Annotated in this window: 10 protein-coding genes; 9 read left to right on the forward strand and 1 reads right to left on the reverse strand. The window is 40.6% G+C overall.

Features of this window, described 5'->3' with window-relative positions; all coding sequences use genetic code 11:
* Positions 1–154 precede the first annotated feature (154 nt).
* The 6 genes from G4417_RS01765 (at position 155) to G4417_RS01790 (ending at position 8728) form a co-directional block, all read left to right on the forward strand.
* On the forward strand, positions 155–1057 hold the full coding sequence (locus G4417_RS01765) for a carbohydrate ABC transporter permease (protein ID WP_173682426.1): 903 nt from the start codon (positions 155–157) through the stop codon (positions 1055–1057).
* A gap of 3 nt (positions 1058–1060) precedes the next feature.
* A complete protein-coding gene (locus G4417_RS01770; RefSeq protein ID WP_173682427.1) occupies positions 1061–1909 on the forward strand; it encodes a carbohydrate ABC transporter permease in 849 nt (282 codons plus the stop codon).
* A 122-nt stretch (positions 1910–2031) separates the two neighbouring features.
* On the forward strand, positions 2032–3819 hold the full coding sequence (locus G4417_RS01775) for a sensor histidine kinase (RefSeq protein ID WP_173682428.1): 1788 nt from the start codon (positions 2032–2034) through the stop codon (positions 3817–3819).
* Positions 3812–5371, forward strand: coding sequence for a response regulator (locus G4417_RS01780; RefSeq protein ID WP_173682429.1), 1560 nt, complete (start codon positions 3812–3814; stop codon positions 5369–5371). Before G4417_RS01775 ends, G4417_RS01780 begins: the two co-directional genes overlap by 8 nt.
* A gap of 80 nt (positions 5372–5451) precedes the next feature.
* Positions 5452–7572 carry a glycoside hydrolase family 3 C-terminal domain-containing protein gene (locus tag G4417_RS01785; RefSeq protein WP_173682430.1) on the forward strand — a complete coding sequence of 707 codons (2121 nt, stop codon included), beginning with the start codon at positions 5452–5454 and terminating at the stop codon, positions 7570–7572.
* An 85-nt stretch (positions 7573–7657) separates the two neighbouring features.
* Positions 7658–8728 (forward strand): hypothetical protein, encoded by a 1071-nt coding sequence (locus G4417_RS01790; RefSeq protein ID WP_173682431.1) that lies wholly within the window; start codon positions 7658–7660, stop codon positions 8726–8728.
* A 186-nt stretch (positions 8729–8914) separates the two neighbouring features.
* Here G4417_RS01790 and G4417_RS01795 read toward each other — a convergent pair whose 3' ends face one another.
* Positions 8915–10489, reverse strand: coding sequence for a glycoside hydrolase family 43 protein (locus tag G4417_RS01795; protein ID WP_173682432.1), 1575 nt, complete (start codon positions 10487–10489; stop codon positions 8915–8917).
* A 387-nt stretch (positions 10490–10876) separates the two neighbouring features.
* Here G4417_RS01795 and G4417_RS01800 point away from each other — a divergent pair, with 387 nt between their 5' ends.
* The 3 genes from G4417_RS01800 to G4417_RS01810 are packed head-to-tail and all read left to right on the forward strand — an operon-like array spanning position 10877 to position 13797.
* Complete coding sequence (locus tag G4417_RS01800) at positions 10877–11785, forward strand: NAD(P)/FAD-dependent oxidoreductase (RefSeq protein WP_173682433.1); 909 nt, start codon at positions 10877–10879, stop codon at positions 11783–11785.
* Positions 11786–11811: 26 nt separating this feature from the next.
* Positions 11812–12114 (forward strand): thioredoxin, encoded by a 303-nt coding sequence (gene trxA / locus G4417_RS01805; protein ID WP_008705666.1) that lies wholly within the window; start codon positions 11812–11814, stop codon positions 12112–12114.
* 6 nt (positions 12115–12120) lie between these two features.
* The gene (locus G4417_RS01810) at positions 12121–13797 is read left to right on the forward strand and encodes a B12-binding domain-containing radical SAM protein (RefSeq protein ID WP_173682434.1); all 1677 of its coding nucleotides are present in this window, start codon (positions 12121–12123) and stop codon (positions 13795–13797) included.
* Positions 13798–13938: the final 141 nt, after the last annotated feature.

A 13938-nucleotide genomic window follows, 5' to 3' on the forward strand; every position in this document is an offset into this window, starting at 1 on the left:
TCAAATTACATATCAGACAGCATGTCAGAAAATATATAAAAACCATCTCAGAAATATATCTCTAACATATTCCGAAAGCATTTTTCAAACATACTCTGGCATACGTTAGGTCAGATGATCAAATCTCAGAAAGTATTAAAAAGGAGGCACCAAAATGAATGAAAAAGGGATATCTCTGGTTCAGTTAAGACAGAGAAAAACACGTCAGACAGCAGCACTTTTTCTGGCACCTGTTATCATTTTATTAGTAGTATTTATCGCGTATCCGATTATTGATACATTTATTACAAGCGGATACCAGTGGAATGGTATTTCCGCAGACAAGAAGATGGTAGGACTTGCAAACTGGGCAAAACTGATCAAAGATACAAAATTCTGGATAGCATTTAAGAACAACGTTATTATCATGATCCTATCTATCATTATCCAGATTCCGTTAGGACTTGCAATGGCAACATTCCTTGACTTTGGCGGTAAGAAACTTACAATTTTCAAGGTTATCTGGTTTATTCCAATGCTTATGTCTTCTGTTGCAATTGGTTTCCTTTTCACATACGCACTTGCAACAAATGGAGGTATTGTCAGCACAATTTCCGGATGGTTCGGAGGAAGCAACATTGACCTTCTTGGTAATCCAAAATTAGCATTGCTCACAGTTATTCTTATCATTGCATGGCAGTTTACACCATTCTACATGGTTTACTTTATGGCTGGTTATACAAACATCCCATATGATGTATTTGAAGCAGCAAGAATCGATGGTGCTACAAGAGGACAGTATTTCTGGAAGATTGCACTTCCACTTCTTATTCCGTCAATTAAGAGTGCAGCTATCCTTTCAATGGTTGGATCTCTGAAATACTTCGATCTGATCTATGTTATGACAGGTGGCGGTCCTGGTACTGCTACAGAGCTGATGGCAACCTATATGTACAAAGAATCATTCAAGAACTTTAACATGGGTTATGGCTCAGCCATTGCAGGAGGTATGTTTATCCTGATTACAATGGTATCTATGATTACTATGAAACTTATAAACGGAAAACAGGAGGATTAAGGGATGGACAGCTATAAGAAAAGTAGAAGAAAAAGCATCATAGCTTGGGTCATTGCTTTTGTTCTTGCTATCGGTGCAGCAATTGTATCATTTACACCTTTTATATTCATGGTGCTGAACTCATTCAAAGAGAAATTTGAGATGCTTACCAAGGGTGTATTCCAGCTTCCTGATCAACTGAACTGGTCCAATTACACTGAGGTACTTACAGGAGGGTTTGCAAATTACTTCAAGAACAGTGTGATCGTTCTTGCAGTCTCCCTGATCCTGCTGCTGTTTATTTCAGCATGCGCTTCTTATCCTCTGGCAAGATTTAAGTTTAAAATGGCACAGCCGATTTATGCGATCATTGTAGCCTGTATGTCTATTCCTGTACATATTACATTGATCCCTGTATTCAAAATGGCAAAGTCAACAGGACTTTATGATACAATCTGGTCACTGATCGGACCGTATGTCGCATTCGCAGTTCCGATTTCCGTATTTATCCTGACCAGCTTTATGAAAGAGATTCCGAGAGAAATCGAAGAATCTGCTGAAATTGACGGATGTGGAAAGATTCAGATGTTCTTCTCCATGATCCTGCCGCTTTCCAAACCCGGAATGGCGACACTGGCAATTTACAATGGTGTAAATATGTGGAATGAATTCTCATTTGTAAATACACTGACACAGTCTGCCCAGAATCGTACCCTGCCGCTGGCAATCTGGGAATTCCAGGGACAGTATTCTATGAATACACCAATGATCATGGCGGTTCTTACATTAACACTTTTACCAATGGTTATCATGTTTATTATTTTCCAGGATAAACTGGTAAAAGGTATGACTGCAGGTGCTGTAAAGGGTTGATTCTTTCTGCGAAATCTGTTGTATCCATTTACCATTGAACATGGTATGATATTGGGGAGATAAAATCCCCCCCTGATCATGTGGGTATATGTGAAATTATGTGACAGATGAGGAAAGACAACATGAACAAATGGAAAACAAAATTCAGCCACTGGAAATTTGATAAAAAAATACTTTTACTTGTGACCGTCAGTATTCTTATTGTAACGCTGACGGTTGCAGGTGTTTCTCTGACTTTTTCTATAGCATCGATGAAAGAGCAGTCTGTAGAACTTCTGCAGATGCAGAATAATACAGTTGCGGAATCTTTTAAGGGATCAATGGATTCATATAAAGAAATCGTATTGGGTACGATCATGGATGATTCTGTGCAGAATTACTGCAGGCAGGTGCAGAAAAATGAGCTGAAGACAGCAGACATTGATGCAGTTTACAGCAAGCTGGAGAATCTGAATAATATGTATGAGAGTCTGAACTTTGCTGCCATTGTCAGTTCGGATTATAAGAGTTACTACTACAGAGGAAAGGGTTCTTTATCAGTTACGCAGTTTGAAGAAGTGTATCCCCAGGCATATGAGAGATGCAAATATGCGCAGAAAGGAACGATGAAAGTTTCCTATAACAATGATTATTATAAAGGGAACAGATATACGCTGAGTCTGTATTATCCATTATATGATACCAGAAAAGTATCTGATGCAAGAGGGCTTCTGTGCATGAATTTCGATGATCCGGCAGTACAGAGGATGCTGGCCGTGGGAGATTCTTCAGCAGAAACAAGAGTAGTTGACACAGGTGGAATGATACTGCTTTCGAATGATAAAGAGGAGACAGGCCGTTACGTAAATTACATAGATGAGATGGAAAAAGGGATACAGATATTTACCAAGAATGGGAATATGTATGTATGCCAGAAGATTAAGAACTGGAATTATTATGTAGTCAGTTCGATTTCTTTTTATAAACTGATGGAATCAGGATTCCATATAATGGTTGTTGTGATTCTGGTTCTGATCATAGTGCTGATCATAGTAAGCATTATTATAAGAGCACTGGTCAGGAAAATGTATCAGCCCCTTAATAAGGTAGTATCTAAGATGGATTATGTTGCGACAGGTTCCCTGAGAACAAGGATCAATGTTGACAATATGGGCGAGGATTTTGCCAAGCTTGCAATTGGTTTTAACTCTATGATGGATGAAATCGAGGTGTTGATGGAACAGGTAAAACTGGAACAGCATCAGCTGGAGCAGATTCGTTTTAATGCCCTTCAGTCGCAGATTCAGCCGCATTTTCTTTATAATACACTGGAATGTATCCACTGGCAGGCGATTGCCGAAGGAAATAAAGAGATTTCCACAATGGTAAAGGCGCTGGCGAAATATTACAGGATCTGTCTCAGCAAAGGACATGACGTGATCACGATCAGAGAAGAAGTAGAGCATATCAGGAATTATATGATTATCCAGAACATGAGATACGACAACATTATCGGAAGTGAGATTGTTGTAGAATCTCAGGTGGAAGAAAGCCTGATACCGAAGCTGACTCTGCAGCCACTGGTAGAGAATTCCATTTATCATGGAATGAAAGTAAAAGAGGGAAAAACAGGTACACTTTATCTTACAGCATATAAAAATGAGGATGAAGTTATCATAAAAGTATCAGATACAGGCACAGGAATGAGTCAGGAACAGATAGATGAAATGAATGAACAGCTCTCCAGATACGAGGATTCCTTTGGATATGGAGTGCGAAACGTAAACAAGAGGATTGAACTTCTTTTTGGGGAGGGATATGGTCTTAATTACCAGAAGAATGATTCGGGTGGAGTAACTGTCGTGATCCATCTGCCATATCAGACAGAAATCAAAAAGAACACAGCAGGAGGCGAGTGGACGTGTGTATAGAGTACTGATTGTTGATGACGAAAAGATGATACGCATGGGGATGAAAAATGCCATAGACTGGAAGAAACTGGGAGTAGATGACGTATTTACTGCTGCGTCAGGAAACGAGGCTTTGAAGATTCTTAAAGAAGAAGGTCCTGAAATTATGGTTACAGATATCCAGATGACAGAAATGACAGGACTGGAACTGATTAAAGCGGCCAGAGAATCAGTACCTGAACTGCGTGTGATCGTGCTTACAGGCTTTGATAATTTTGAGTATGCAAGAGAGAGCCTGCGGCTTCAGGTGCAGGATTTCTTCCTGAAACCGATTGATGAAGATGATCTTTTCAATGCGATAGAAAAGCAGATAAAAGAACTGAAAGAGCAGGAAAACAAAGAGCAGAATCAGGCCAGAGTGTGGCGCTCTCAAGGCTCTGTAGTGCAGATGAGACTGGAGCAGTGCATGAGAAATTTGGTGCATACAAAAGCAGATAAAGAGATGCAGTTGTATATTCTCCAGAAAGATTTTCAGTTTGATATTAAGCAGAAAATGAGCCTGATTCTTCTGGAACAGGGAATGTATACAGAACAGCAGAATGACGGAAAATTCCGTGCAATGACTGTTAAAAATGTCTGCATGAGCATGGTGGATTCCCAAAACAGAGGAATCACATTTGTAGATGATGACGGTACGATTGCGATTGTCTGTTTTGAAAAGGATGATGACGACAGCGTTCTGGAACAGATTGAAGAATTGTCGGATGTGCTGAAGGATGAATTTGAATATAAACCAAAGATTACGGTTGGAAGTGTTGTGCAAGGATTTGAAAATCTGGCAATTTCCTACAATGATGCCAGATATCTTCTGGAACATGAAAAAAAGAATATTCAGGACATTATACAGACGATGGGGGCTCAGAACAAGAAGAAAATCTTCTGGGAAATCTATGCAGAACTGCGAAATATCATGATTTCCAATATAGGAACTCCAGATTATGTACTAAAGGCATTTAATACCTTTACTAAGGCAACAGAATCCTATAATCTTTCCCCTTCTGCTGTGCGCAGATGTTGTTTCGAGATTGCCTCCACTCTGATTTTTTCCTACATGGAAGTATCGTGTGAGGTGGAAGAAGGAAAGTTGGATGCACTCTCCAAGAGTCTGTCATCAGCAGGAAAAGAAGAGGCCTGTGAGATTACGAGAATGTTTATTGAGCAGCTCATTGAAAATGATGAAGAGGATGTACATTATACCATTTCCAATGCCAGACACTATATAGATGAGCATCTTGCAGAGGATATTTCGGTTTCCAGCATTGCGGAAAGTCTCTATATCACACCGAATTATTTCTCCAGATTATTTAAGCGGATTACAGGTGAAGGATGTAATGAATACATTGTCAGAAAGAGGATTGAGAAGGCGAAGAGCCTTCTGGAAACTACCAGCATCAAGACTGGAAAGATTGCTATGATGGTAGGATACAGAGATACGAATTATTTCTCACTGGCATTTAAGAAACATACAGGAAAATCTCCGACGAAATACAGAGAAGAAATGCAGAATACATAATGCAGGAGTAGCGGGCTGCGCTGAGGCTTTGTTAATACCTGCTGAATAATTATCAAATTATATAAACAGGAGGATCTGAAATGAAAGATCACAGAAAAGAAAGAGCAGAAGCAAGAAAAAAAGCAGAAAAACTGGTATCACAGATGACGCTTCTGGAGAAGGCTTCCCAGTTAAAATACGATGCTGCTCCCGTGAAAAGACTGGGTGTTCCGGCATATAATTACTGGAATGAAGCACTGCATGGAGTAGCCAGAGCAGGTGTGGCAACCATGTTCCCGCAGGCAATTGCGATGGCTGCAGTATTTGACGATGAAGAGATGAAAAAAGTTGGCGACATCATTGCAACTGAGGGAAGAGCAAAATACAATGCATATTCTGCAAAAGAAGACAGAGATATTTACAAGGGTCTTACTTTCTGGTCCCCCAATGTAAACATTTTCAGAGATCCGAGATGGGGCAGAGGGCATGAAACCTATGGTGAGGATCCATATCTGACGTCCAGACTTGGCGTGAAATTCGTAGAAGGAATCCAGGGTGACGGACCTGTAATGAAAGCGGCAGCATGTGCAAAGCATTATGCAGTGCACAGCGGTCCGGAATCGCTCAGACATGAATTTGATGCACAGGCAAGCATGAAGGATATGTGGGAAACATATCTTCCGGCTTTTGAAGCGCTTGTAACAGAAGCGGATGTTGAGGCTGTAATGGGTGCTTATAACAGGACAAACGGAGAACCCTGCTGTGCACATAAATATCTTATGGAAGATGTCCTGAGAGGAAAATGGAAATTCGAAGGTCATTATACTTCTGACTGCTGGGCAATCCGTGACTTTCATGAACATCACATGGTAACTTCCACACCAAGACAGTCCGCTGCTATGGCATTAAATGCAGGATGTGACCTGAACTGTGGAAATACATATCTTCATATGATGGGAGCTTATCAGGATGGACTGGTAACAGAAGAGAAAATTACAGAATCCGCAGTAAGACTGCTGACAACCAGATATCTGCTGGGCCTGTTTGACGGAAGTGAATATGATAAGATACCGTATAGTATGGTAGAGTGCAAAGAGCACATTGATGAAGCTCTTAAGATGGCAAGAAAGAGCTGCGTACTTCTGAAGAATGATGGAGTTCTTCCGATTGATAAAACAAAAGTAAATACTATTGGTGTCATCGGCCCGAATGCAGATAGCCGTGCAGCTCTTATTGGAAATTATCATGGAACATCTTCAGAATATATTACTGTTCTTGAAGGAATCCGTGAAGAAGCAGGTGACGAGGTAAGGATCCTTTACTCTCAGGGATGTGATTTATATAAAGACAAAGTTGAAAATCTGGCATGGGATCAGGACAGAATTTCTGAGGCAGTAATTACAGCGGAAAACAGCGATGTAGTCATACTCTGCGTAGGTCTTGATGAGACTCTGGAGGGAGAAGAAGGAGATACCGGAAACAGTGATGCATCCGGGGACAAAGTTGATCTTCATCTTCCGAAAGTACAGGAAGAACTGATCGAGAAAGTAACAGCAGTAGGAAAACCTACCATCGTAGTTCTGATGGCAGGAAGTGCGATTGACCTGAATTATGCGCAGGATAACTGTAATGGAATCCTTCTTGCATGGTATCCGGGAGCAAGAGGCGGACGTGCAATAGCAGATCTTCTCTTCGGAAAAGAATCTCCATCAGGAAAACTTCCGATAACCTTCTATAAAGACCTGGAAGGAATGCCGGAATTTACAGATTACTCTATGAAGAACAGAACTTACCGTTATATGGAAAAAGAGGCACTTTATCCATTTGGATACGGACTTACATACAGTGATACCTGCGTAACAGAAGCAGAGGTTGTCGGTGAAGTATCAGCAGAGTCCGATATCATGTTAAAAGCAACTGTTAAGAACAATGGAACAGTAGATACAGATGAAGTTGTTCAGGTGTATATCAAAGACCTTGATTCTCCGCTTGCAGTTCGTAACTACAGTCTCTGCGGATTTAAGAGAGTATCTCTGAAAGCGGGAGAAGAGAAATCTGTAGAATTTACAATTTCTAATAAAGCAATGAATATAGTTGATGAAGATGGAAATCGTTACATCGCAGGAAAACATTTCCGTTTATTTGCAGGAGTATCCCAGCCGGATACAAGAAGTGCAGAACTGACAGGACATAAGCCTGCTGAGGTAGAAATTGCACTTTAACCGAACGGAGTAAGTATTCTGTTTCAATTGCGAAAAGTAACATAAAATAAAAACCATATTATATATGGACAGGAGGAACACAGACATGAAAAACAAAATTAAAAAAATATTACTTCTTGGAATGACAGCCATGTTTACTGCCGGTGCAGCAGGCACAGCAGTTATATCCTGTCCTGTATGGGCAGATGAAGCAGAACAAAACTCTGAGACTGCAGAAGAGCCAAAAGCAGAAGATGCAGCTGTGGAAGAAAAAATTGCTGATCAGACAGATGATAAAACAGAAAATACAGATTTAAAAACTGTAGAACATCCAAGAATGTCTGCCTATTCCATTCGCAGATTTTCCATTGTAAAGGACGGCGAAGAAGTATTTCAGATCAAACAGGAACCGGCAGATTATAAGATGGATTTCGACTACTGGGAAATTACCAATCCGTATGATGAGACTGCAACAGTAAACACAGAGAATATGTATGAAATGTTTGGAGTGCTGGCTGCTTTTGATCTCAGCAACGGCGTCGATGCAGCAAATACAGATACCGGACTGGATAATACAAAGACATATTTTACAGTAGATTTTGTAAATACAGTTAACGATGACACAGCAAAAGAAACACAGGATGCAGATGCAACAGCAACGATCCTTATCGGAAATACAGATGAGAATGGTGACTATTATGCATGTGTAAAAGGATACGAAGAGGCTGTTTATCTGCTTTCAAAAGAGTCAGTGAACAGTCTTCTGGAACTGAAACCGTTTAATCTGATTCTGAAGATTCCGGCATTGGTAAATATTGATACACTTGGCAGTGCAGACATGACCATCGGAAAGAAAACATATACGATGAAGCTGGACGGCAGCGATTATAAATTTGGAAAGAAAACTGTAAAGAAGGAGAAATTTACTGAATTGTATCAGGCACTTCAAAGTATAATGCTTGATTCGGAAGTCGAAGAAACAAAAGATGCAGCAGATAAGGAAGAAGTGCTGACTGTAACATTCCACAGAAACACAGAAGAAGCTCCGGAAGTAACTCTGAAATATTATACATATGATGATACTTATGATAGTCTGGAAATCAATGGAACCGAGAGATTTCTTGTAAAAGCTGAAGATGTGGATGCACTGGTAAAACAGATTAAAAAAGCGTTTTAATCGAATAAATTGTGGAACAGTTATTTGGTTACGGGTAAGTGGAGAAGCGGATGATTTTATCTGATTGATTAAAGAGATATAGATATTGCAAACAGTAAAAACGGATTGCGAAGTTCACGTTGAACGGCAATCCGTTTTTGCGTTATATTTTAAATTTTTTATGGATTTGTTAATTGTAAACAGTGATTATTCTCCCTGATAGTTGAACCAGTCAAAGTCAGCATAATTAGTACTTGGCTGATGGTTGGAACTTGTATACATACCGATGTATGTTCCGGTAAATCCGTTATTTACTACAGAACTTAACAGAGAAGCATCCAGCCCTCTGACAAGCGGGAGCATTTCCTGATCTGTGTATCCGTAATAGAAGTCATAATCAGTAGTATTACCCTGAACACTGAGGTAGAGGCGTTTTACATCTTTGATCTCAGTTTCTGCAAGCAAAGATTTTGTACCATTTTCTGTTTTGTAAGCCTGAAGGAATGGCTTTTCGTCTTTCTGAACTAATACCATAAGATAATGGAAACGGTCATCCTGCACAAGGGCAATTCCGGCCTCTTCATTCTCATTTGCAGGAGTAAATTCCATAGCTGTTTTTGCCAGAAATACTTTATGGCGCTGTCTGCGACCTATGAAAGAAGGAAGACAGATTTCGTTCAGAACTTCTTTTCTTGTATACAGACGCAGATATCCGAAGCGGTCTGTCAGAGAATAAATTTGTTTAACTGGCGGATGAATGGTATTCCACTGCATCTGCAGAGTATCACATTCGAAGTTATCAGATTCAGGCATTAATGGATAAATGGTCTTAGGTAGATCCGGAAGACGGTCTTCTGTCTGGACAAGTCCTGTTTTATTGTCAACCATAGGCCATCCGTCTTCGGCCCATATAATCGGAACCATAAAGGTCTCGCGGCCAAGATTATAATGTCCTCCTTCATATGGACGCACAGCCAGAAGGACCATCCACCATTCACCATTCTGAGTTTCTACGATATCAGCATGTCCTGTAACAGAAATCGGGTTCAACAGAGGTATGTGTCTGTGACTAACAATCGGATTTCTCGGGCAGATTTCGTAATCTCCCTGAATTGTACGGCAGCGGGCCATCTGTACACTGTGATTTACGAAAGTACCACCCTCTGCAACAAGGAGATAATACCATCCGTCCTTCTTGTAAATATGCGGAGCCTCAATCCATTTACTGCGTGTTTTTACACCATCCCAGATAATGTAACGAGGTCCCTTGAACTGGAAGGTTTCCGGATCAAGCTCGTTCAGATAGATACCATGATGTCCTTCATAAAGGCAGTCAGGACTGATGTAGTTGCCTACATACCACAGAGAACCGTCATCATCAAAGAAAAGACTGGAGTCGATGCCGTCTGCACCTTTTACAACAATCGGATTACTCCACGGGCCGGCAGGATTTTTTGCTGTAATAATATAATTGTCACGGTCTGCTTCACGTCCTGCAGATACGAAAGTGTTAATGATGTAATAAGTTCCGTTATGATAACGGATACTTGGTGCCCATAATCCTTCAGAAGTTTCGCAGTTTTTATAGTCAAGCTGCTCAGGTCTGTGGATTCCATGACCAACCTGTTCCCAGTGAACCAGATCCTTACTGTGGAAAATCGGCAGTCCCGGATAATAAACGAATGAAGAAGTAACCATATAATAATCATCTCCTACCCGGCAGATAGAAGGGTCAGGATAAAAACCGGGAAGAAGCGGATTGTGATATGTATTTTGAAGCATAAAAAGAACCTCCTTAAAAAACTATAATCATTTTAACTATAGGGTAAAATTATAAGAAATAAAATAGAAATAAGTTCCTATCTGATGGAAAAAACAGCACAGTTTTTGTTGTTTAACCGAATCAAGTAAGTCCCCTGCGGAGGTTGCAAAAAGCAATAAGCAGTGGGTGGGAACTTTGACCAAATTATACCAAAATTATCCAAATAAAAACATGGATTTTTTTCAGGAAACGTAGTATAGTAACAATAGCTGATGATTATACTGAAAAGCAGAACAGGTTAAATGACAGTTGATGATTTATTGGAATTGATCATAATAATTAATTGCTGTATTCAGAGTGTATATCACAGTGTATTGAGAACAATCACAGAGAGCAGGTGACATAAATTGGAGAAAGTGATAATCATAGGTGCCGGACCTGCAGGAATTTCCGCTGCGCTTTATGCAGTTCGTGGAAATCTGGATCCCCTGGTGATCAATAATGGGATCGGTGCTTTGGAAAAAGCAGAGAAAATAGAAAACTATTACGGACTGGAACATCCGCTGTCCGGTCAGGAACTATATGACACAGGAATTGGTCAGGCGAAAGCGCTTGGTGTAAGAATGCTGGATGCACAGGTTCTGGGAGTCGGTGGATTTGATACCTTTGTGGTAAAGACTACGGAAGGGGATTTCGAGACACAGAGTCTGATCCTTGCAACAGGAAGCAAGCGCGCTGCACCGAAGATCCCGGGTGTTAAAGAATTTGAGGGAAAAGGTGTCAGTTACTGTGCAATCTGCGATGCTTTCTTTTACAGAGGCAAGGATGTAGCAGTTCTTGGAAACGGTGATTTCGCCATGCATGAAGCAAAGGAATTGTCCAATACTGCTTCTACAGTAACCATTTATACAAACGGTGAAGAACCGGAATTTACACCTGAAGAAAATATCAGTGTAAACACAATGAAGATTCAGTCTGTAGAGGGCGGTGATCTGGTATCAGGAATCCGTCTTGCACCTGATGTGCAGGCACAGGAAATAAATGCAGAAGCAGGTCAGCAGGCAAATGATTTCTGTCCAACAGAGGGTGTATTTATTGCAATGGGAACTGCAGGCAGTACTGAGATTGCCCGCCAGATGGGAGCTGAACTTACGGAAAAAGGCAACATTAAAGTTAATGAAAATATGGAAACAACCATCCCGGGACTCTATGCGGCAGGTGATTGTACAGGCGGGCTTCTTCAGGTGGCGAAAGCTGTATATGAGGGAGCACAGGCAGGTATTAATGCAGGGAAGTATGTAAGATCTTTAAAATAAAAGAATAAGCAAAGGAGATATGAATTATGGCAAAAGAGATTACAACAGCAAATTTTGAAACAGAAGTATTAAAATCTGAGAAACCGGTTCTTATAGATTTTTGGGCAACATGGTGTGGACCATGTATGCGTCAGGGTCCGGTTGTAGAAGAACTGGCAGAAGAGGGATACGCAGTGGGAAAAGTAGATGTAGATCAGAATATGGCACTTGCACAGCAGTTTCGTGTAGTCAGCATTCCGACACTGATCCTGTTCAAAGACGGTGCGGAAGTGAAACGCTTCGTAGGTCTTACTTCCAAAGAAGAGCTGAAGAGTGCACTGGAAGGCTAAAGATTTATGAAGATTTTATTAGTGGCATGCAATGCAAAATATATTCATTCTAATCTTGCTGTTTATGATCTGCAGGCATATGCATCCGATTACGCAGATCATATTGTATTAAAGGAATATACCATTAACCAGCAGAAAGATGATATCATGCGTGATATTTATCTGGAACATCCTGATGTGGTATGCGTGTCCTGTTATATCTGGAACCTTTCTTTTGTAAAAGAACTGATGGCAGATCTGATAAAGATTCTTCCGGGCGCCGACTTCTGGGCCGGCGGTCCGGAAGTTTCTTATGATGCGGAGAAATTCCTGACAGAAAACTCAGAATTTAAAGGTGTTATGGTCGGGGAAGGTGAAGAAACATTTAAAGAACTTGCCGGATATTATGTGGAAAAAAATCCGCAGGATCTGAAAGATATGACAGGAATCTGTTACAGAGACGGAGATCAGATCATACATAATGGATGGCGCCAGATCATGGACTTAAGCAGTATTCCATTTATTTACAAAGATTTGTCCGAGTTTAAGAACAGGATCATTTATTATGAAAGCAGCAGAGGATGTCCTTTCTCCTGCAGTTACTGTCTTTCTTCCATTGATAAGAAACTGCGTTTCAGAGATACAGAGACAGTAAAGAAAGAGCTGCAGTTTTTTATAGACAATAAGGTTCCACAGGTAAAGTTTGTAGACCGTACTTTTAACTGTAAACATGACCATGCAATGGCAATCTGGAAATACATTAATGAACACGATAACGGTGTAACAAACTTTCATTTCGAGATTTCGGCAGATCTGTTAAGAGAAGAGGAACTGCAGGAAATGTCCACTATGCGTCCGGGCCTGATTCAGTTGGAGATCGGAGTACAGTCAACAAATCCGGATACGATTAAGGCAATTCACAGAACTATGGATTTTGAAAAACTGAAAGGAATTGTTGACAGAATCCACAGCTTTGGAAATATCCATCAGCATCTGGACCTGATCGCAGGACTTCCCTATGAAGATTACGACAGCTTCCGGCATTCCTTTAATGATGTCTATGCGCTGAAACCACAGCAGCTTCAGCTGGGCTTTTTGAAGGTGTTAAAGGGTTCCCATATGATGGAGATGTGCAGGGAATATGGTATTGTATACAAAACACAGGAGCCTTATGAGGTACTTTCCACGAAGTGGCTGGATTATGACCACGTTTTGAAGCTGAAAACTGTGGAAAATATGGTGGAAGTGTATTATAATAGTGGACAATTCCAGAATACACTTGAATATCTGGAAAAATTTTTCCCGGATGCTTTCTCAATTTACGAGAGACTGGGCAGTTTTTACATGGAAAAAGGCTATGGTGACATTTCTCATACAAGAATGCGAAGATATGAGATTCTGCTGGAATTTCTGGAGGATATGCCGGAGATTTCCGTGGATCAGGTAAAAGACCAAATGGTATATGATCTCTATCTGAGAGAGAACCTGAAAAGCCGTCCCGGCTTTGCCAGAGACCAGAAGCCTTTTGAGAGACAGATATGGGACTTCAGAAAACGGGAAAAAGTGGCAAAGAATGCACATGTGGAAGTATTTGCAGATGGAAAAGTACTGCTGTTTGACTATGCAGACCGTGATCCGCTGACTAACAACGCTCATGTGACAGATGTGACGAAAGATGTGTTTGAGAACCTGAACAGAGATTAAAGAGGTGAAGAGAAATGGGAATGTTTAATCCAAAGAATCGTAAAGTGATCACAGCAATTATTGCAATCATTCTGGTACTGGCAATGGTAGTGCCGACAGTTCTGTCTCTGCTTGTATAATAAATTTTTCAGGAGAAAACAA

The organism is Blautia wexlerae, from assembly GCF_013300825.1.
GTDB lineage: Bacteria > Bacillota > Clostridia > Lachnospirales > Lachnospiraceae > Blautia_A > Blautia_A wexlerae_B.